The 20,083-nt window shown below is 52.7% G+C and carries 15 protein-coding genes; 10 read left to right on the top strand and 5 right to left on the bottom strand.

Going from position 1 to position 20,083, the window contains the following annotated elements; all coding sequences use genetic code 11:
* The first annotated feature begins 1 nt into the window (after position 1).
* From QMX97_RS08655 to QMX97_RS08625, 7 genes are all read left to right on the top strand, one after another.
* A complete protein-coding gene (locus QMX97_RS08655; RefSeq protein ID WP_282396721.1) occupies positions 2 to 895 on the top strand; it encodes a GDP-mannose 4,6-dehydratase in 894 nt (297 codons plus the stop codon).
* A 6-nt stretch (positions 896 to 901) separates the two neighbouring features.
* Positions 902 to 1,897: an acyltransferase gene (locus tag QMX97_RS08650; protein ID WP_282396720.1), complete on the top strand. Its 996-nt coding sequence runs from the start codon at positions 902 to 904 to the stop codon at positions 1,895 to 1,897.
* A 20-nt stretch (positions 1,898 to 1,917) separates the two neighbouring features.
* Positions 1,918 to 2,712 carry an ABC transporter permease gene (locus QMX97_RS08645; RefSeq protein ID WP_282396719.1) on the top strand — a complete coding sequence of 265 codons (795 nt, stop codon included), beginning with the start codon at positions 1,918 to 1,920 and terminating at the stop codon, positions 2,710 to 2,712.
* Complete coding sequence (locus QMX97_RS08640; RefSeq protein ID WP_282396718.1) at positions 2,709 to 3,971, top strand: ABC transporter ATP-binding protein; 1,263 nt, start codon at positions 2,709 to 2,711, stop codon at positions 3,969 to 3,971. Before QMX97_RS08645 ends, QMX97_RS08640 begins: the two co-directional genes overlap by 4 nt.
* Positions 3,968 to 4,894: a methyltransferase domain-containing protein gene (locus QMX97_RS08635; protein WP_282396717.1), complete on the top strand. Its 927-nt coding sequence runs from the start codon at positions 3,968 to 3,970 to the stop codon at positions 4,892 to 4,894. The genes QMX97_RS08640 and QMX97_RS08635 overlap by 4 nt, the downstream gene beginning before the upstream one ends.
* Positions 4,891 to 7,089, top strand: coding sequence for a glycosyltransferase (locus tag QMX97_RS08630; RefSeq protein WP_282396716.1), 2,199 nt, complete (start codon positions 4,891 to 4,893; stop codon positions 7,087 to 7,089). Before QMX97_RS08635 ends, QMX97_RS08630 begins: the two co-directional genes overlap by 4 nt.
* Positions 7,090 to 7,556: 467 nt before the next feature.
* The gene (locus tag QMX97_RS08625; protein WP_282396715.1) at positions 7,557 to 9,482 is read left to right on the top strand and encodes a DUF4214 domain-containing protein; all 1,926 of its coding nucleotides are present in this window, start codon (positions 7,557 to 7,559) and stop codon (positions 9,480 to 9,482) included.
* Positions 9,483 to 9,566: 84 nt separating this feature from the next.
* Here the strand turns inward: QMX97_RS08625 and galE are convergent, their stop codons facing one another.
* Both galE and QMX97_RS08615 read right to left on the bottom strand, forming a co-directional pair.
* Positions 9,567 to 10,580 carry a UDP-glucose 4-epimerase GalE gene (galE, locus tag QMX97_RS08620; RefSeq protein ID WP_282396742.1) on the bottom strand — a complete coding sequence of 338 codons (1,014 nt, stop codon included), beginning with the start codon at positions 10,578 to 10,580 and terminating at the stop codon, positions 9,567 to 9,569.
* Positions 10,581 to 10,657: 77 nt separating this feature from the next.
* Positions 10,658 to 11,794: a glycosyltransferase family 1 protein gene (locus QMX97_RS08615; RefSeq protein WP_282396714.1), complete on the bottom strand. Its 1,137-nt coding sequence runs from the start codon at positions 11,792 to 11,794 to the stop codon at positions 10,658 to 10,660.
* 338 nt (positions 11,795 to 12,132) lie between these two features.
* Here QMX97_RS08615 and QMX97_RS08610 point away from each other — a divergent pair, with 338 nt between their 5' ends.
* Positions 12,133 to 13,566, top strand: coding sequence for a mannose-1-phosphate guanylyltransferase/mannose-6-phosphate isomerase (locus QMX97_RS08610; protein WP_282396713.1), 1,434 nt, complete (start codon positions 12,133 to 12,135; stop codon positions 13,564 to 13,566).
* 594 nt (positions 13,567 to 14,160) lie between these two features.
* Here the strand turns inward: QMX97_RS08610 and QMX97_RS08605 are convergent.
* From QMX97_RS08605 to QMX97_RS08595, 3 genes are all read right to left on the bottom strand, one after another.
* Positions 14,161 to 14,493 carry a hypothetical protein gene (locus tag QMX97_RS08605; protein WP_282396712.1) on the bottom strand — a complete coding sequence of 111 codons (333 nt, stop codon included), beginning with the start codon at positions 14,491 to 14,493 and terminating at the stop codon, positions 14,161 to 14,163.
* A gap of 1,925 nt (positions 14,494 to 16,418) precedes the next feature.
* Positions 16,419 to 16,751, bottom strand: a complete 333-nt coding sequence (locus QMX97_RS08600; RefSeq protein WP_282396711.1) for a type II toxin-antitoxin system HicB family antitoxin — start codon at positions 16,749 to 16,751, stop codon at positions 16,419 to 16,421.
* Between the two features lie 1,013 nt (positions 16,752 to 17,764).
* The gene (locus QMX97_RS08595) at positions 17,765 to 18,010 is read right to left on the bottom strand and encodes a helix-turn-helix transcriptional regulator (RefSeq protein ID WP_282396710.1); all 246 of its coding nucleotides are present in this window, start codon (positions 18,008 to 18,010) and stop codon (positions 17,765 to 17,767) included.
* A 100-nt stretch (positions 18,011 to 18,110) separates the two neighbouring features.
* On the opposite strand from QMX97_RS08595, the gene QMX97_RS08590 reads away from it, so the two are divergent.
* Together QMX97_RS08590 and QMX97_RS08585 are read left to right on the top strand one after the other, a co-directional pair.
* Positions 18,111 to 18,650, top strand: a complete 540-nt coding sequence (locus QMX97_RS08590) for a hypothetical protein (protein WP_282396709.1) — start codon at positions 18,111 to 18,113, stop codon at positions 18,648 to 18,650.
* Positions 18,651 to 18,929: 279 nt separating this feature from the next.
* Entirely contained in the window at positions 18,930 to 19,238 is a 309-nt protein-coding gene (locus tag QMX97_RS08585) for a hypothetical protein (protein ID WP_282396708.1), read from the top strand.
* Positions 19,239 to 20,083 lie beyond the last annotated feature (845 nt).

The raw sequence follows: 20,083 nt of genomic DNA, 5'->3' as shown, positions 1-20,083 counted from the left end.
CATGACTAAGTCGATTCTTCTTACAGGTTCTAACGGATTTACTGGCAAGGCGTTGAGTGGTGCTTTGTCAGCAAGAGGCTTCGTTGTCATTGAGCTTAGCGGACCTAAGAGCGAGGCTCCTGGGAAGATCTCGTGTGACTTGAATGACCGGGACGCACTTTTCCGGGTCCTGAATGAGGTGCAGGTAGATTGCGTCATTCATCTGGCCGCGATTTCGTTCGTTGCCAGCACCGACGCTCAAGCCTTCTACCGTACCAATGTTGTTGGCACCTGCAATCTGCTGGACGTCATGGCCGACAAGCGACCTAAACAGGTAATCATTGCGAGCAGCGCCAATGTGTATGGCGTGCCGATCAGCAGCGCGCCGCTTTCAGAAGAGAGCCCGCTACTACCGGTCAACCACTACGCCTGCAGCAAATTAGCCATGGAGCATATGGCGCGGACTTTCCAGGATTTGCTGCCCCTCGCCATCGTGCGTCCTTTCAATTACACCGGAGTAGGGCAGGAAGATCACTTCCTTATCCCCAAGATCGTCATGCATTTTGCCAAGAAAGCGCCGTTTATCGAACTGGGCAATCTTGATATCAGCCGAGACTTCACGGGTATAAATGATGTAGTGAGTGCTTACTTGGCGCTGATTGATAGCAACATCCATGGAGAAACCCTCAACCTCAGCAGCGGCGTGTCTATTAGCCTGCGTGAGATCATTGATGAGTTGCGGCAGTTAAGCGGTCATGATCTTGAAGTTCGCAGTAACCCTGGTTTTGTGCGCAGCACTGAAATTAAATCGCTATGTGGTGATTCAGGGAAGCTTCAGAGCCTGACCGGTTGGAAGATCACCCAACCGATTCGCACAATCTTGAAAAGCATGCTTGATGCTGCCTCCGGACGCTGATCGGTAATGGGGTTACTGAGATTCCTATTGGCCAGTTTAGTACTCATGAGCCATTTGAGCATCGGCTTTCATGGCTACAACCTTGGCGTAATGGCGGTGATCGTCTTCTATCTGCTGGCTGGGCAAGTTGTGGTGCGGCTTTGGGCGCGTATGCGCACGCTGCCCAACTGCATCGGCGTGTTCGCCCGCGATCGCCTACTCCGCATACTGCCGCAGTACTTTGTAGGCCTAGGGCTTTCCACACTCGTCTGGCTCTATTTTGCGCCGACTTCGGAGTTTTTGCCGCTTCACCCTTCCGTATGGGACTGGTTAGCAAATCTTACTGTGATTCCGCTTAACTTCTTCATGTACACCGGACTAACGAGCTTTATGCTGATCCCGCCCGCTTGGTCACTGGGCGCGGAATTACAGTTTTACCTGCTCACGCCGTTGTTATTTAGCTGGGGGGGGTGTCGGTTGGGGCTGATTTTCCTGGGCAGTTGTGCCGTATTTTTCCTGGCTCAGACCGGTCTGATACATACTGACTACTATGGCTACAGGCTTTTGCCTGGCATTTTGTTTATTTTCCTCCTTGGGTCGGCGCTTGCTGAGCAGTCGCCGTTGCACCCCCAAAACCCACGTCATTGGGCGGGGTTATGTGTGGCATGGGTGACGATGGGGTTTTATGCTCTCGCGCTGCTGGTGACGCGCGATCATCAGCCATTCCGGCTCGAAGTGGCGCTGGGGCTGGTAGTGGGTTTGCCGCTGATCCTGCTGCTACAAAAGAAAACCAGTTCCTATGCATGGTCCAAGTTGCTTAATAGGAGGGCCGGGGAACTATCATTCGGCATCTTTCTCTATCACTTCCCAGTGATCTGGAGCCTTGAGTCGCTCGGGCAGCCACATACCGGGTTGGCCGCTTTTCCCTCCGTCATGGTAATCAGCACCCTGCTCGCAGCGGCAGGTCATTGGTGCGTTGAGCGACCTTTGTGGCGATACTTGCGTCCACGGGTAATTGTCTGAACTTTATTAGGAAGCAAACGTTGACAAACTCACTACAAGAACTGTGGCGAACACGGCACTTTATAAAAAGCGCGGTTCGAAACGAGTTTGCCACCCGTTTTGCCCGCAGCCGTCTGGGCGGGTTATGGATGATCATTTATCCTCTGGCCCAGATCGTAATCTATGCGTTCATTTTGTCGGCCGTCATGGCGGCACGCCTGCCCGGTATCGCCGGTACTTACTCCTATGCGATCTATCTGACCGCAGGAATCCTAGGGTGGTCATTGTTTACCGAGGTCGTGAGCCGAAGCCTCGGTGTCTTCATCGATAACGGCAACCTGCTCAAAAAAATGGCGTTTCCTCGGCTAGCCCTGCCGGTCATCCTTGCTGGCAGCTGCCTGATTAACAACCTGCTGTTGCTACTCGTCAGCCTTGCGGTATTCGCCTGCCTGGGTCATTGGCCGGGGATGAGCATTTTCTGGCTGCCCCTGCTCACACTGCTTACCCTGTTTCTGGCCTTAGGTCTGGGATTGAGTTTGGGCATTATCAATGTGTTTTTGCGCGATGTGGGCCAGGTCATTCCCATATTCATTCAATTCGGATTCTGGCTGACGCCTATCGTCTACGTCATGGCGATGATTCCACAAAAATTCCAGTTCATTCTCTACCTCAATCCCATGACTGGCATTATCCAGGCGTATCAAAGCGTAATGGTATTCGGGCGTATGCCGAACTTGATGCTATTGATATATCCTGTTGTATTCACCTTGGTCATGGGTGCTGTTGCCGCCCAGTTGTACCGCCGCGCGGGCGATGAGATGGTGGATGCGTTATGAGTGCTGTATTAAAAGTAGAAGGTGTGGGCAAGGCGTACCGTACCTACCATCGGGAGCTTCACCGGGTGCTGTCATGGTTCGGCTGGCGCGTCGAGCCGAAGGCCGAGGTATGGGTGCTGCAAGACATCAACTTCGAAGTCCAGCCCGGTGAGGCCGTTGGCATAATCGGTCAAAACGGTGCAGGCAAAAGCACGTTGCTCAAAATCATCACCGGCACGTTGAAAGCCAGCGCTGGTCAGGTTGAAGTCCAGGGTAAGATTGCTGCCATCCTCGAGCTGGGCATGGGGTTTCACCCGGATCTGACCGGTCGCCAGAATGCTTATCATGCAGCCAGCCTGCTTGGGTACACCACTGAGCAGATCGCCGCTATCATCGAGAAGATCAAAGAGTTTGCCGAAATTGGCGATTACTTCGATCAGCCCGTGCGCACTTACAGCAGCGGCATGCAGATGCGCGTAGCGTTCGCCGTTGCGACCGCTTATCGGCCGGAAATCTTGATTGTCGACGAAGCACTTTCGGTCGGAGATGCCTACTTTCAACACAAGTGCTTCAGCCTGATTCGCGATTTTCAGGCGCAAGGTACCTCGCTTCTGTTTGTCTCACATGACAGCGCAAGTATTCAGTCGCTATGCAATCGAGCCGTTTTGTTGCATAAGGGCAAGTTGCTGAAGGTGGGTGCGCCGCAGCAGATTATTGACCTGTACAATGCCAGTCTGGCCGATCCAGACTTGAAGCATACACGTCAGAGTGCCGAAGCCAGCGGTGGCGGCATCCGCTCTGGTACAGGCGAGGCGTTAATTGATAAGGTTCGACTGCTGGATGCTCAAGAGCACCCATTGGATACCGTCGCCACGGGTGAGCCGGTCAAACTAAGCATCGTCATTGATGTACACAAAGCCATCGACGAGTTGGTATGCGGTTTTGTCATTCGTGACCGCGCGGGCAACTGGATTTTCGGGATCAACTCCAAGGATTACGGCAAAGACTTGGCAGGCTTGCAGTCCGGACAAAAGCTGGTCCTATCCTTCGGCTTCGACCTTAACCTGGGCGAAGGCACCTACAGCGTCAGCGTTGCGCTTACTCGCTCGCACCGCTCCCATGTTGAGAAAAACTACGACTGGCTGGACTTGGCCCACGTCTTTAAAGTAGTCAACGTGAACAAAAAACACTTTGCCGGCCTTGCTTGGCTGGATGCCCATGTCGAACTGACTTCGTTGTCAGATGGCCCCAATAAAACTTTGGATCATGTCAATCCATGAAAAAGCTGTTGAGAACGATCTATCTGAAAATTCGCGACCTGCCCGTCATTGGCGCATTAGCGCAGCAATTGCTTGCTTTCGTCCGTAATCGCAATCAGGGTGCCACACGAGCAGTGAACTGGGAGCAGGCTCAACAGGTTGGCAGCCTTGCCGAGCGTCTTGAAGTCGTCGAACAATTGGTCAAAGCTCAGGCGAATGCCATCGCGGGGCTCAATAACGCAAGCAAAAACCTTAAGCGCGAGCAGCTGGAATTCAAGTCTGAGTTGGGCAAGTCTAAACGGCATCAAAGTGCGCGGACAGAGTTCGTGCGCGACGAAATCATGTTCGAGTTGCGCAAGGTACTCAAGCTCAAACCCTCCGCAGCCCCAGGTGAAGCTGCGAAGCAGGCAACAATCCCGGCGCGCATCCTGCCCCATGTAAAACTTGGCGATCAGCCCGTTCGGATTAATGTGGGTTGCGGGCACATTCCTCATCCGGACAAGCTCAATGTCGATGTGCGTGAATTGCCTGGCGTGGACATTGTTTCGGGCGCTGAAAATCTGCCATTCGAACCAGACACGGTGGAACTGATTTACGCCGCACACCTGCTGGAGCATTTCCCGCGCCGCTACCTGCTTGATGTGCTGCTGCCGCACTGGCATAGCCTTCTTAAAAGCGACGGCACGCTGCAGCTGGTGGTGCCGGATTCTCAGGCGATGCTTGCCAGCTACCAACGTGGCGAGATGAGCTTTGATACCTTTGCCGAAGTCACCTTTGGCAAGCAGGACTACGACGGCGATTTTCATTACGCCATGTACAGTACGGACACTCTAAGCCAACTGTTGCGTGAGGCGGGCTTTGAACACTTGGAAGTGCTGGCGACTGATCGAGTTAATGGTGATTGCCGAGAAATGGAAGTCACTGCGAGGAAGTTGGGCGCATGAAAATCAGCCTGGTCATCAACACTTACAACCGCATGCACACGCTGCCCAATACGTTGGATGCCCTGCAATACCTGCGCTATCCCGATCTTGAAGTCATCGTCGTGGATGGGCCTAGCACCGACGGCACGCTGAGCTATCTTAACGACAACTGGAAAGGCAAAGTCAAAATTGCCACGTGCCCCGAGGCCAACCTGTCTATGTCACGTAACATCGGCATTGACCAAGCCTCGGGGGACATCGTCGCGTTTATTGATGACGATGGCATTCCTGAACCTGACTGGCTGAATGAGCTGTCCCATGCCTACATCGATCGCACGGTCGGGGCGGCGGGCGGCTTCGTGCGCAACCACACTGGCGTTGATTTCCAAACCCGCTACATCGTCAGTGGTCGTAACGGCGAATCCGAAGTGCTGCTCAACCATCCAGCCGATGTGCCTCACGCTAAGGCCGGCGCGTTTAAAGTACCGGGCATGATCGGCGTGAACTCCAGCTTTCGGCGCAGCGTACTGCATGAGGTGGGCGGTTTCGATGAGCAATACGCCTACTTCCTCGACGAGACCGATGTAATCTTCCGTATGGTGGACGCCGGGTACGACATCAAGATGATGCCAAGCGCCGAAGTCCATCACAAATACGCACCCAGCCACATCCGTAACGAAAAAGGAATCGCCCGCACCTGGCTTACCATCGCCCGCAGCACTGCTTACTTCTGCTTGCAGAATGCCACACCCGACATGGCGCTGGGCGAAACGTTCTACACCGTCGAGAAACACCGTCGCAAACTTCGTACCCACACACGCTGGGCAGAAGAAACCGGGCTGCTGCCGCCAGTAGAAGCCAAGCGCATGTTCCAAGAAATAGAAGACGGTTTCGACGCCGGCATCCAAGATGCCTTCAGTCATCCGTGGCGCAAAGTCGTGACGTTCAATCCCGACCAAGCCTGGCAAGCGTTTCTGCCGCTGCTGGCTCCAAAGCAACGGTTGCACCTCGCTTTCACCACCACCCTATACCCGCCTAGCGACTGCGGCGGTGTGGGCGTAATAATTTACCAGATGGCCACCGAACTGGCGCGTCAGGGACATGAAGTTACTGTCATGACCTCCGCACAGGTGGGCATGCCGCATACTGTGGATTTCGAAGAAGGCGTGTGGGTCCATCGTCTTCCGAACGGCCCTAGCTCTATTACACCTCCAGATGGCATGCCGTACATGCCACCAGGTATTAGCCACAATGCCGTGAGAATCCTCGCCGAGCTGGAACGGGTTAGTGCCCGCCGCCGCTTTGACTGGGTCGTGGGCACCATTTGGGACCTCGACACTGCGGCGATCATCGCCAGTAAGCGGTTCAAAGTAGCGCTGTACCTGGTGACCAGCTACCGCTTGATGCAAGAAAGCAAACCGGAATGGACCCCTGACAGCAGCTACTTTAAAAACCACGTGCAACCGATGATCGAAGCCGAGAAATGGGCGCTGAACAATGCTGACCTGATTCTCACCAGCACCGAGGCCATCCGCCGCGATGTGGAGCAAGCCTATGCCTTGCAATTGGCCGACGAGCGAGTACAACTGCATCCGTTTGGCATGCGCTCAGGTACCACTACTCCGACAGTCGGGGATGGCAACATCGTTAAACTGTTGTACCTGGGCCGGTTCGAAACGCGCAAAGGGATCGACATTCTGATGCAAGCACTGCCGGCACTGCTGGAGGCGCATCCAGAGGTACACGTTACGCTCGCCGGTGACAATCGTTTGCTGGCACCCGACGGTCGCACGTATCTACAGGCGTTCCAGCAGGAAAACGCTGGCGCTGCGTGGATGTCTCGTGTCGTAGTACCTGGTCTAATCGACGAACAACGGCTTCAACAGGTGTATGCCGACTGCGACATCTTCGTTGCGCCCAGCCGATACGAAAGCTTCGGCCTGATATACCTGGAAGCGATGCGTTATGGTAAAGCATGCGTCGGTTGCAGCAGCGGCGGCGTTGTCGAGATTGTTCAGCACGGTGAAACGGGTCTCTTGGTGCCCCCGGGAGATGTTCACGCTCTGCATGATGCGTTGAAGCAACTGGTGCAGTCGGCCAACCTGCGTCGCCAATACGGTGAAGCCGGTCTGCGTAGATTCGAAGAAAGCTTCACCCTCAGCGCTTTCGCTACCCGTTTGGGTAAGGCCCTAAAGGAGAGCCTCAGGATCGGATAACCCTTCTCTGGAATCTCAGGCGCAAAGGTGCCTCTCCTTCCCTTTGACCTCCACAGAACCCAGTTAGTGGCAATCGGTGAAGCGCGAAGATTTCTATCATAAAGAACGCGACGTCAAAAATTGGAGAGTTCTCATGGCGATTTGGCAGTATTTGTAGAAAAAAATTTTGCATCGTTAAAAACCACCCATAGTGGCCGAAAACCATCAGCCGACGAACGGGAAAATCGCTACAATCTCCCCTGAAACCCTTGTTTTTGGGGGGGATTACGCTTTCGTCGCAGACCTATGGTTATTTGAAAGCCTATTGGAAGCTTTTTTTAAATGAATTTTCATACAGCCAAGTTGCTCATAAGCTACGGATTGACTGGTTGCAGGCTACATAACCTGTGGGCATAATCTGACAGGCTTCGGCTACGGTCGGGCTACTGAGCTCAGTATTGCAGTGAACCTTAAGGAGTTACACTTTCATGGCTACCGCTACTAACGCACAAAAAATTGCTGGTCTGTACGCTGCTTTCTTCGAACGCGCTCCGGATGCAGCTGGTCTGTCCTACTGGGAAGGCCAGTTCACAGGTAACGCTACCGTTAACACCATCGCTGTTCAATTCGCAGCCAACCCAGTGTTCGCAGCCACCTACGGCTCTCTGACCGACGTTCAATTCGTAAACGCTGTTTACCAGAACGTATTGGGCGCTGCCGGCGACGCTGCTGGTGTTGACTATTGGGTAAGCCAGCTGAAAACTGGTGGTGCTGACGCTCGCGCTAACTTCGTTGCGCAGTTTGTTAACGACGCGCTGACCGTTGACGTTGCTTCCTTCACTAACCTGACTGCCGAAGAGCGTGCTGTTGCCCAGGGTCGTCAAGACACCCTGACCAACAAGGCCAATGTTGGCCTGCACTTCGCTGAGAAGTTCGGCGCTGCGTCGAACATCACTGCCACCGGTGATATCACTAAAGATCCTGCGTATCTTGCCGCTCAAGCAGCGATCAAGAACGTAACTGCTGATAAAGCTACCGCTGAGGCTGCTGAAGGTCGTATCGACATCGCTGTCGGCACTTCTGATCCAGTAGGTTCCCTGGTAGGTCAGAACTCGGCGCTGACTGCTGCTCTTGTTGATCTTCAGACTAAAACTGTTGCTGAAGATGCTGCTCTGGAAGCTCTGGCTGTTGCAGCCAACGCTACTGCAGAAACACCGTTCACTGGCGACGATCTGACCAAGTTCATCAAAGACTTCAAAGCTGATGACACCAAAGTCGTTGGCGCTGTGGTAGACGCTACTTCTGCCTTGGCTAATGCCAAAGTTGCCGCAGCTAACGCAGAAAAAACTCTGGTTGATGAGCGTACTGCCGAAAGTGATGCTGCTCTGAACGCTAAAGTCACTGCTGCGCTGAATGCAGTTAACGGCAATACCGTTGCCAAGGACTTGCTTGCTACTGCGAATAGCACCAAAGCAGCCGTTGCAGCTTCAAGTGATGCAGCGGTATTGGGTTCGGTTAAAGACGCACTGACTGCCTTCATTGCAGCTGGCGGCAAAACTTCCGTCTCTCTGAGCGCAACTGCTGACGTTGGTAAAGTGCTGGACGATGTCAACGCTCTGCTGAATCTCAAAGTGGGCGATGACAACGGCGGTAGCCCGCACACTGCAAAATCTATTCTGGATGCTCAGAAAGATGGCGTTGAAGCTTTTGCAACTGCGGATTACAGCTTGACTCCGGTTAAAGCTGATGCTCCGACTGCATCTGAAACTGGTGTAATCAACGCTATCACAGCTGTTGAAACTCGTGATGCTGCCTACACCAAAGAGTCTGACGCTGAGACTGCTCTGACTAAGGACCCTCTGGGCTTGACTCTGCGTGATGCGCAAGCAGAAGTTACGGGTCGTGAAGCTCAGATCAAAGCTGTCGCTGATGCCAACGCTAATGTGACTAAAGAGCAAGCTGATCTAACCAAGGTTCAGGCAGCTTTCGACGCTCATGCTACTGCTGCTGACAAGTTGGCTGCTGCAGATAAAACCATCACTGATCTGGGCTACCACGCCGGTTCGCTAACTGGCGATAAAGACGTGCTCGTAGCTGATATCACAAAAATTGGTGATGCTGCCAAAGTCTCTTACGTTGGCTTCGCTACTGGCGACGAGCTGTTCATCGGCACTCAGTACAAGTTTGGTGGTGTTGCTGAAACCTCCAAGCTGGGCGACCTATACCAAGCTGGTAACGCTTCCGCTCTGGAAGTGTTCTTTGAGCAGAGCGGTACCAACACTATCGTTCACATCGAATCCAAAGCTTTCTCCAACGCTGGCGCATTACCTGCCAACGATGTTGCTAGCATCGAGCTGACCGGCGTTGCTGCCAACACCCTGACCTTCGAAAACGGTTTCGTTCACGTAGCGTAAGGATTTCTTGCTGACCCTCGGGTTTGCTTGAAAAAAACCCCGGCTTCGGCCGGGGTTTTTTATGGGCGTTTATCAAGGTCGGTGTCAGGGATAACCCGTCGGGTTTTGGCGAGTCCAGCGCCATGTATCCGTCATCATCTCTGCCAGGCCACGCGTGGCGTGCCATCCCAGCTCTCGCTCGGCCTTGCCGCTATCGGCCCAACACTCGGCAGTGTCGCCGGGGCGCCGTGCCACTAGCCGGTAGGGGATCTTGCATCCGCTGGCCTTCTCAAACGCTTCGATTATTTGCAACACGCTATAGCCGACGCCCGTGCCCAGATTCCATACTGCAACGCCGGTAGTGGCTTCAATGGCATGCAACGCTTTTAGGTGCCCATCCGCCAGGTCCACCACATGGATGTAATCGCGAACGCCGGTGCCATCAACGGTCTGGTAGTCATTGCCATACACCGCCAGCTCCGCCAGCTTGCCCGCAGCCACTTGGCTGATATACGGCAAGAGGTTGTTGGGCAGTCCGTTGGGATTCTCCCCAATCAAACCGCTGCTGTGCGCGCCTATCGGGTTGAAATAGCGCAACAGCGCGATGCTCCAGCGTGGGTCAGCGGCGCCCAAGTCGCTGAGGCAGCGCTCCACCATGACCTTCGATTGCCCGTATGGGTTGGTCGCCGAGCCGGTGGGCAGTTGCTCGTGCAGCGGCATCTCGTCAGGCTCGCCATATACCGTGGCCGATGAGCTGAACACAAGTTTGAAAACGTTGGCGACGGCCATGGCTTCGCACAGGATGAGCGTGCCGGCGACGTTGTTGCGGTAATACAGCAACGGTTCGGCAACGCTTTCGCCCACTGCTTTGAGCCCTGCGAAATGCATGACGGCCCCGATGCGGTGGTCGGCGAAAACGCGGTCAAGCAAAGCGCGGTCATTGATATCGCCCTCTACAAACGTCAGCGTGCGCGCGGCCAAGTGCTCGACGCGTGAAAGCGCGACTATCGAGCTGTTGCACAGGTTGTCCAGCACTACCACTTCAAGTCCAGCTTCCAAGAGGGCCAAGGCGGTGTGCGAGCCGATATAGCCCGCACCTCCGGTTACCAATATTTTCATATCAGTCAAATACTCCGTTTTCTTTAGCAGGCTGAAACCCTTGCTGGTGAGCGTTTGAAAGGCAGGACAAGCAGCTTTCAACCCAATACTTTGGTATATACATCTAGAGTTTGTCGAGCACATTCATGCCAGGTGTACTGACGTGCGCGCTGCAGACCGCTGTGCACTTTCCTCTTGCGCAGTGCTGCATCGGTGAGCACTGCGCGCATCGCTGCGTGGATGCTGTCCACGCTATGTGGGTCTATCTCCCAGGCGGCGTCGGCCGCTACCTCCCGCAAAGAGCTGCTATTGGACGCGATCACCGGGCACTGCGCCGCGAACGCCTCCACTAGCGGTAGTCCGAAGCCTTCATATAAAGAAGGAAACACCAGTGCTCTGGCGCTTTGCAGCAGCGCGAATACGTCGGTTTGCGGAAGATAACGCAACCATCGCCCTTCGCCCGCTTGTTCCAGGGCTTCCAGTTGAGGCAGTAGGTCGCCATTATTCCAGCCGTCTCGCCCCACAATGACCAGCGGGTGGTCCCTGCGAACATTGGCCGGAAGCTCTTTGAACGCCTGAAGTGTGCGCAGCAGGTTTTTACGCGGTTGCAACGTGCCTATAAACAAAAAGAAACCCTGCGGTAGTTGATGTTTTTTCAACACCATTTCGCGCTGTTTCGAATCGACACGCTGGAAATAGGCGGGGTCAACACCAAGCGGAGTGACACTGATCCGCTCGGGAGCAATGTTCAAGTGTTGAATCAGGTCCTGACGACTATGCTGCGAAATGGTGATGATGTGGTCTGCTTTGAGGATCGACTGTTTGAACAGCCAGCTCTTGAGTGGGCGCAGGTTGCTCTTGATCCATTCAGGGTGCAGCAATGGAATCAAGTCCATAATCGTCGCGACCGTGGGCACGCCGGCTATATTGGGTATCAGGTGATCGGTGGCGTGAAACAGGTTTACGCTGCTAGCAATCGCCTTTGAGCGTGGCAAAGTGACCCCGAGGCTTCCACTCAAAAGGGCATGCATTGGGAAATTTTTTGCCAGTCGCCGTGGTACACCACAGGGAATTGACGGCCAGTCTCTACCAAATGCATAAGGCTGCAGGTCTATAGCGCTCTGTGAGAGTTCGCTCAATCCCTTCCAGAGGGCGCCCGTATATATACCGATACCATCTTGGTGGCCCGCACGTGCGCCATTTGCCCAGACGGTACAACCATAGCCGACTTTCATATCCTAGCTTTCTCGTCTTGTCGAGGGGTGAGTCTAAGACGCCCAGGCCCAAGTAGCGTCGATCTGTTACTACAGTACCGACAGGATCTTGAGATTATCATAATTGTGGGTGCGTCATGCATAACGAGTGCTTTAGTCACTAGCGCAGGAACTATAAATCACCTCAACTAAAGTCATGTATAAAATTCACCGGTACTAAACTCCTATAGACGAGCTAGACTGAATAATCAGCGGTATGGGTGTGGTGATCAATAATTAGTAACGAGGTTGCAATCCTAAGGAGCCAATCGGATAATGGCGGAATCGTTCGCGCCGCGGCGAGAAGCATGGAGTCTCCGATGTTTACCCCTGTAATCCTGGCTGGCGGTAATGGTTCGCGTCTGTGGCCGCTTTCACGCCAGAGTTTTCCAAAGCAATTTCTGGCATTGGATGGTCAGGATCGGGGTACCATGTTCCAGCGCACGCTGGCTCGTTTGCAGGGGTTGGATCATTCGCCCGCTGTAGTGGTCACTAATGAAGAACATCGCTTTATTGTGGCCGAGCAATTGCGAGTGGGCAGTTTTCCTAGTCGCCGTATCATTTTAGAGCCGCTGGCGCGCAATACAGCTCCAGCCATTGCGTTGGCGGCGCTGGAGGCTACATCAGATGGCAGTGATCCGGTTTTGCTCGTGCTGTCGGCGGACCATCATATTCATGATGAAGGCGCTTTCCGCGAGGCTGTGCGCGTAGCCGAAGTGCACGCTCAAGCAGGCCGTCTAGTGACGTTTGGCATTACTCCAACGAGTGCAGAAACCGGCTTTGGTTACATCCAGTGCGGTCAAGCATTGGAAAGAGGCGGCTTCGCCATTACCGCGTTCAGGGAAAAGCCCTCTCTCGAGATGGCTACTCAATATCTGAATTCAGGAGAGCATTTGTGGAACAGCGGCATGTTTATGTTTCGCGCTTCGGTTTTCTTAGAGGAGCTGGAGCGGCACCGCTCGGATATCCTGAGGGCTTGTAGGGTCGCCATGGAGCATTCGTTCGTCGATAGGCACTTCACGCATGTGCAGTCCGAACAGTTTTCATTATGTGACGAGGAATCGGTGGATTACGCGGTAATGGAGCGCACCACAGCCGGTCTCGTAGTGCCGCTAAATGCGGGTTGGAACGACTTGGGTAGCTGGTCAGCGATTTGGGATGTAGGGCCGCGTGATGCCGACTCCAATCGCCTCGAGGGTGATGTGTTAGCCCTAGAAACCCGAGACTGCCTGGTGCAATCTCATCATCGACTGGTCGCGACGGTTGGCGTTGACAATCTTATAATCATCGAAACCAAGGATGCTGTGTTGATCGCCAGCAAACAGAATAGTCAGCAAGTAAGGGATGTGGTCAGGCGGCTGCAGGCCGAAGAGCGTCTGGAGTTTTTTAGTCATCCGTTGGTCAACCGGCCTTGGGGCCATTACGACACAGTGGATAAGGGCGAGCGTTACCAAGTAAAGCGCATTAGCGTGTTACCTGGAGAATCTTTGTCTTTACAGTTGCACTATCACCGCGCTGAACATTGGATAGTGGTTTCAGGTACTGCACGTGTCATATGCGGTGAGCAAGAGCTCATCTTGTCGGAAAACCAATCTACATACATCCCGCTTGGCGTCAAGCATTCTCTGTCTAATCCAGGCAAGGTGCCGCTAGAACTGATCGAAGTTCAGTCGGGTGTTTACCTAGGAGAGGACGATATTGTTCGCTTTGAAGACCGCTATGGGCGTCTGGAGAATATTAGCGCCCGCTCTTAGGGTCTTAAGTTTTATTGTCTGAGGTAGTTGTGTCTCATGTAGAAACATCGAGTTTCTAATTGCCTCATTCTCGCTGCAATTTCATGGGTGCATGGGTGCATGGGTGCATCGCGGGCGCGAAGAGAGTAAATAGAAGTTAATGCTGGCGACAGTTTTGTACCTGCAGGTTGATGGAAGCGCCGTCTAGTTATAGTTAGATATGAAGAGCTACGTGGATAATTCGCTGTGGTGCGTCTCACAGATGCACCAAGGTCATCGTGGATATCGACACTAAACCTATGCTTTTATAGTGATCGAAGTGAATTAGTTGGTTGCACTCTTGCTTCTCTATAGTCCGAGGGGAGAAAAGAAGTTAAGCTTTATAGCCGAAGGTCTTACCTTGGAAATATTGGCATTGCTAGAAAATTTTGGCTAATATTTTAAGTCTTAGCGTCTGCGGAGCGGCATTCAGTTAATACATTTTTACTTGGCTTGGGTGGCCCACACCGAAAGCACAATAGCCGATTGCTTGATTTTTCATCATTAGTCGAAATGGCTAGTTAAAACCAGATGGTTGAAAGCTGTCATCGCCAGTGATGTATTCATGAAATTAAATCATACTGACTCCACCGAAATTACCTCAACATATCTAAATTTTTTCCTAGCCTTTCTAGTAGCATCTTGCTCGGCAGCCAGAGAGCTAAGCGTATCAGCTTCATGTATCAGTTCGTGCGTTTCGCCTTCAAACTCGTTCCCCACCCGTAGTTTAACTCTTATCCTTGGGGTGAACGCCTTTAAAATCGCCCTCTTTTTTGCAGTCGTTGGTTGTTTCGAGGTGGTGGCGTTGGCGTTACGAGTTGTATCGAATGCGTTAGCTGCGGGTGTAGAAGGCTCAGCCGTCCCAAACAGTGCTCGCCGCATGTCGTCTTCTGTCAGCTCCGTAGCCATATTGCTCCTCCAAATATACAATTTATAACCGACTTATCGCACTTGGTCCTGTTACGGAACCATTCGTTATGACGTCAAATGATTGCTCTGTTGAGCGTAGATTATAATATTAGGTGAAAACAATCACGCAGCGCTGCTAGCGGCCGTTGATTATAGCAGACCTAAAGCCGAAGTGAAATTTGAAGTAACGACGGTTACTGCCAAGCGTCGAGCTACGGATCGGTGCCATCGCTAGCTAAAGCGAGTAAGCTCTTGAGTCGCTGAGGCGTTTCGCCATTCTCCGATTCGGCAGAAGCTAAGCAACCATTTTTGGGCTGTATTCAATTAAATTCATTTAACGAGATTCCCTCGAGCTGAAGTCTAACGTTACGAGACCCCGCGGCTGTGTCTAATTTCCAAAGTGGCAGCGAAAGGCGTTGATGCTTTATAGCAAAACGTCGCTTGGCGAGTTAGTCCGGTGGTCCTTGTATGCCGTCTCCCTTAAAAGTGCGGCCAGTAAAAGTGCGGCCAGAGGTTCCATTCAAGTCTACATAGTTCGTTCATGGATCGTGGCCATTTCTGAGGTAAAATTTGGCAGGGCGGAAGTGTGCGTTAGTCCCGCCTTCGTTCCACATCAGGCCGCCGGTCTCCGGTTATGGTTAGCAATGGTTGTTTGGATGACTGCTAAAGGAGAGGGCTAGGCAGGAGATGGGATTATGTGGCAAAGTGACTGTGTGAACCGGTTGGCCTAAGCCTAAAGCTGTTCCATCTTTTGGAGGCCTGAGTTCGGGGGAGCGGGCCTGTCTGGTTAACCGCCGTCGTAAGTGGCCTCTTGTTCCCATCATTGGTATATAGAACGTTGCTTGGCATAGCTCAAAGCTTTTGCCGACGAACATAGTAAGTTACTGAGCGAGTTGGCACGCTGAAGAGATAATAGTGCTCCGCCAACCCGGCTCACGAACGGCCTGCAAAAAGCTAATAACGGTGTAAGTTGCCGTGTTGTGCTAGTGTTGTTCAAAATTAGGAGTGCCGGTCCCGCCGTTAATTGTCGGTGGGAGGTCAAAGGAGTGCCCCGTCAAAGTTTGACGATTTAGGCTAATCGCTCTAGAAGTATGCCGAGTACGCGTCAGTGCGCGATCAAGCTAAGCCTGTAGTGACGGGCGAGTTCGAAGCAAGGAGAGATATTTGAATTATTATCAGATAGGAATGGCGCTGCTGCTGACTGTCACTTGGGTGATCGCTGTTACGATAGTTATTTACTCGATAGTGGAGTGATGAGGGCCTTAGTGCATCAATTTCCGCCATGACACATTATTGTCTAAAGAGTGTGCCCGGAAGATTTCCGGTAGTCTTAATCGAGTTAACATATTCATTAGCTTGTCAGCGATGGGAGTGTTATAGCCTCGCCTAAAAAACGCCAACAACTTCAGAGGAGCAGGTTGCTTTGCTGCTGGGGGGGTTGACGCTTTGGTTTTGCGGAAATACTTGACGCGCGGTATTTCTCTGCGCCCTTGGCGAACGTGCCGAGGGCCCTACGTAGTCCGGAGGCTCCAGCAAGCAAGTCGAGGCCGGCATAGGTACTCGAGGTTAGATAGAGTTGCCGAAATTGCAGGTAGCTGTTCGGAGAGCATTGCGCGCATTTGCTGTCCTCTGCAAGAGAGTGATTGTTTTCTGTCGTTGTGCATGGACAGCCTATTAATGCGTGATCGCCGCCGATTTTTCCAAGGTATCTTTCAGCCAAACCTGAGAAGAACTCACGTTTGTAATGCGCGATCGAGTGACATGGTACCGCTCCGGGCGTTCAGTGCAGTCGCAAATCTACTTTCCACTTTCGCCGCCATTGAGCATTCAGTCATGCGACGTGGCTGGGCGGACCGCGACTTCAGTCTGGTGCGAGCTAGAGGTTCGAGACCTCTGTAGCCGCGCAGCGGGGCGAAGACAGAGAATTATCCGCGCGCTGCCTTGCTGAGCTCGTCGGCAATCCATTGATTTATACTTTTGCCTGACCACTGTGCTTTAAGGGCCACTGCAGCGTGAAGCGCCGGAGCAATGCGCAGGCTTATCTTGCCGGAGTAGGGCCTCTGTGGTATTCGATCCAGCAACTCACAGGAATATAAATAGTGATCTACGGCTTTAGCAAATGCACAGCGAATTTCCTTAACGGATTCGCCGTGAAAGCTTACTACGTCGCTGATGCCAGCGATGTCGCCCAAAAATAAACTGTCTTCATCACTATATTCGATATTTGCTGAGTAACCCTTATATTTCATCGTTCCCACTGATCGCACTCTCTTTGATGGTAGCGCCCATAATACCATGCGAGTGCAGAATTATCCACGCATCGCTTGTGCTAGACTATATAGCCTCACCTAGATGACGTGAGCTTGCATTTCACGATAGTGGAGTAGTCAATGGAATACGTAACCGTATGGTTTGCAGCGTCGGTAGTTTGCGCATACTTCGCAGGTAGAAAAGGAAGAAGCGTTTTCGGCTGGTCCATGCTCGGATTATTGTTTCCAGGGGCAGCTCATATGATCCTCTGGTTATTGCCTTCGCTTGAATTCAATAATGCAAAAAGCCGGAGCATCGCCCTCAAGTATGGTTTGTCCTTTAGGTTTAGAAAGTGTCCAGCTTGTGAGCAGCTAGTCCAGCGCGACGCGGCAACGTGCAAACACTGCAGAAAACCCTGCCATCGCTTATCTTTTAGGGATACTCTGAAATAGGTGAATGTTCTCCGGCTATAGAACCTCAATACATTTCGAAGAACGATGTATGTCGAAATCCGTTCAATCCTCTTCGTATGTTAGCTCTTTCTGCTCTTGCAAAGCCCTTTGCGGTAACCATTTTTTGCATTGCACTCGCACCGGTCCTGCGCTCGCCAGCAAATATTGGCTGGCCATCCTGTTGGCCATCCTTCGGTTTGACAGCGCGATCAACGTCACCATCTGAGCGATGTTCTAGGACAAGCCCCGAAAGCGCACTTTTTCATAGCCAAACTAACGTTTGATTACCCGAAACGGATACTCGGCCCAGGGGAGAATCTGGACCTTGGCCTTCTCAATTTCTTGGGTCGCCTAGTACAAAACACTGTAACCGTCCGGGCAACACACCTTCCTGACACCGTCGCCGCTTGAGGCGATGGTGTCCACCTAAATTTGATCTGACCCCGAAATGTTGGACATCAACATCCAGGGGTTAGGATTTTGACACGGCGCAGCAGGCTGATTTTGCGGGAGGGCCAACGCGGCACTAGCATTTTCGGAAGTCAACTATGGCGTTATTCCTTTGCGTTCTAATAAATGAGAGCTTGCTCGAAAGAATTGGTAAAGCTTATGAGGTCACTATTCAAGACTTGGCATAGATCACGCAGCTGAATTAAATCCAAGCGCCTTACGCCTCTTTCTACGTCACTTATGAATGATTGCGGCCTCCCCAGCGCAGCGGAGCACTGGGCCTGGGTCATCCCTGACGCCACTCGCATGCGTTTTAGCATTTGCAAAAAGATCACGTGCTCGCGTCGATAAATAGCCTTCGTCATAGCCGCGTCCTGGCAAAGTTCGGCTGATCACGCTATATCTGCTTTGGGGATATCTGATCTTCAGATATATTGTCTTCGCTTGATGGATTTAGGAGGCTGCATGAGACTGGTCTTGGAGTTATTTCGGGTGACATGGGTTGTCGGGTGCCTGCCGGTCGGAGCGCTCTTGCTCGTGTTGGTGGTTTTTTCTGGCTTCAACCTGCCATTCTTTTTGGGTTTAGCCAGTAGCGAAGACCCGGCAATTCGTTGGCTGTTCTGGGCCTTGGTTCTCTACTTCGTCGGGGGCGGATGGCTGTTCTCCTGTGTCAACCAGAGCTATGCCGAAAAGCTGAGAAGAATGGTCGCCGGCTATCAGGCTCAAGGGTTCCGTCCTCAGGTCGAGGTGTTCGCGAAGATCAATGACGCCTACGTTGGCGTCGACCTGCAATCGAAAAGGTTGCTGGCCTACCCCGTAGGTCAGGACGGTCATCTATTCCGTTTGGATGAGATCAGGTCCTGGCGCATTCTTCCAGTCGGCAAAAGCAATCATCGATTGGAGCTGTTGACCAGCGATATGGCTATTCCGACGTTCAGCCTAGCGCTTAAAACGGCGGACGTGACCAATACGGAGGCGCGGCTGCATGCAATCTTCAGCACTTAACAGGTTGATGGAGCCTTCACTCACCCATTCGGAGTAGCCCGATGATCGACGTAACCGCAGGCAGTGTTTGGCAGGTAGATATCGCTCGACTGAAGCTAGCTAACGCCGCCATGCGTTTGGCCAATCACGCGCTGGCTTCTGACAATGTTGCCGTCCTATCCGCTCTTGGGTTTTCGCTCGCTCACATTCGAGAGCTGAGGTGCAAAGGTGGCTTCAGACGATCTTCCGTTGCGCAGAACACACGAATGATCCATTGCCTACAAAGAAGGGAATCTGCACATGCTCATTGAACACATGCCGTTGAGAATCGCGTCTGGCGTCTTGGCGGCTACGACCATCGAGTCTGTACGCCGATCCACTTCGTATCATGCAAGCGGCTGGCAGATTCTTGATCGCTGGGCGTTTAATTCTCCCGAACAGCTTCGCGCACTTGAAGCACAGGGAGAGCTGCTGCTTTTAGGCCGGTTGCTTGAACAGCAAATCGTCGAGGATGAGGCGCTCATTTCGTCCCTCGGATTGGCTCAGCGGGGGGAAGGTTTGGCGGAGCATGAGGTTCTTGCGCTGTGGGGCATCTCTACCGAGTTATGAACCTCCGGCGGGAGCGGATTCCACCAAAACTTTCCGGCCAATCGGCGTAGTGGGGTCTCGGGGCTCGCCCTGAGCAGGGACGGTAGGCAAAGCAAAGAAGTGAAACGACGGCCGCGTTGCCGGTTGTACGTACGCCATTCATGGCGGGAGTACAAACCCTACCCTGTCCCAGTTCTTATCCACCAAATGGTTGCAGCCGTTGTGGACGATTTTGGTCAGAATAGTTGTCTGTACGTAGGTGCTGGATTTCTTGGCCCTTGATGAGTAAAAACATCGTTGGGGAGGGGGTAGGGGAACCGTCCAATGACTCGATAAACACAAGAATCAGACGCCATCTGCTCAACAAAATTGATCATCGAAATATTGTCCGAAGTGAGTACGGTAATTTTCAAAAAATACCGCAACACGACGCTGTACGAAGCAGGGCGTTTGCTGTGATGGTGTCAGTATTTTGAAGTGCTCGCGTTTGCTGTTGGTGACTCTGTGTGCATCGTTCGGATAAGAAGAGAAAAACATCTGGCAGCATAGGGAAAAGTAGATCTGGTGATGCTGAGAGAGGCATGCAGTAAGCATGCAGTAGGCAAATCTGGGTACATCATCCACAACTGGAGTAAAGGCTATGAGTGAACGCTGGCTGAAGAAAATGTGTTCGCTTGCACTGCGACGGAAATCTGTAGACGCGAACGGTGGTAAGCCGTTTACCAGGTGCGGAACCCTCATGGTCTATGCGGGAGAGCTCAAGCTGATACCTGAGCTCATTCCCGAGTCAAAACCTGCCAGACGCTCCACGCCGCCCGATTCAGATTGAGTGCAGCATCTCTGGGCGGCTGAACGCATGTCAGTAA

Origin of the sequence: Pseudomonas sp. PS01298 (assembly GCF_029959745.1) — a bacterium.
Lineage (GTDB): Bacteria > Pseudomonadota > Gammaproteobacteria > Pseudomonadales > Pseudomonadaceae > Aquipseudomonas > Aquipseudomonas aylmerensis.
The sequence above is the reverse complement of the archived record's forward strand: the minus strand, read 5'-3'. Positions and strand labels throughout refer to the sequence as shown.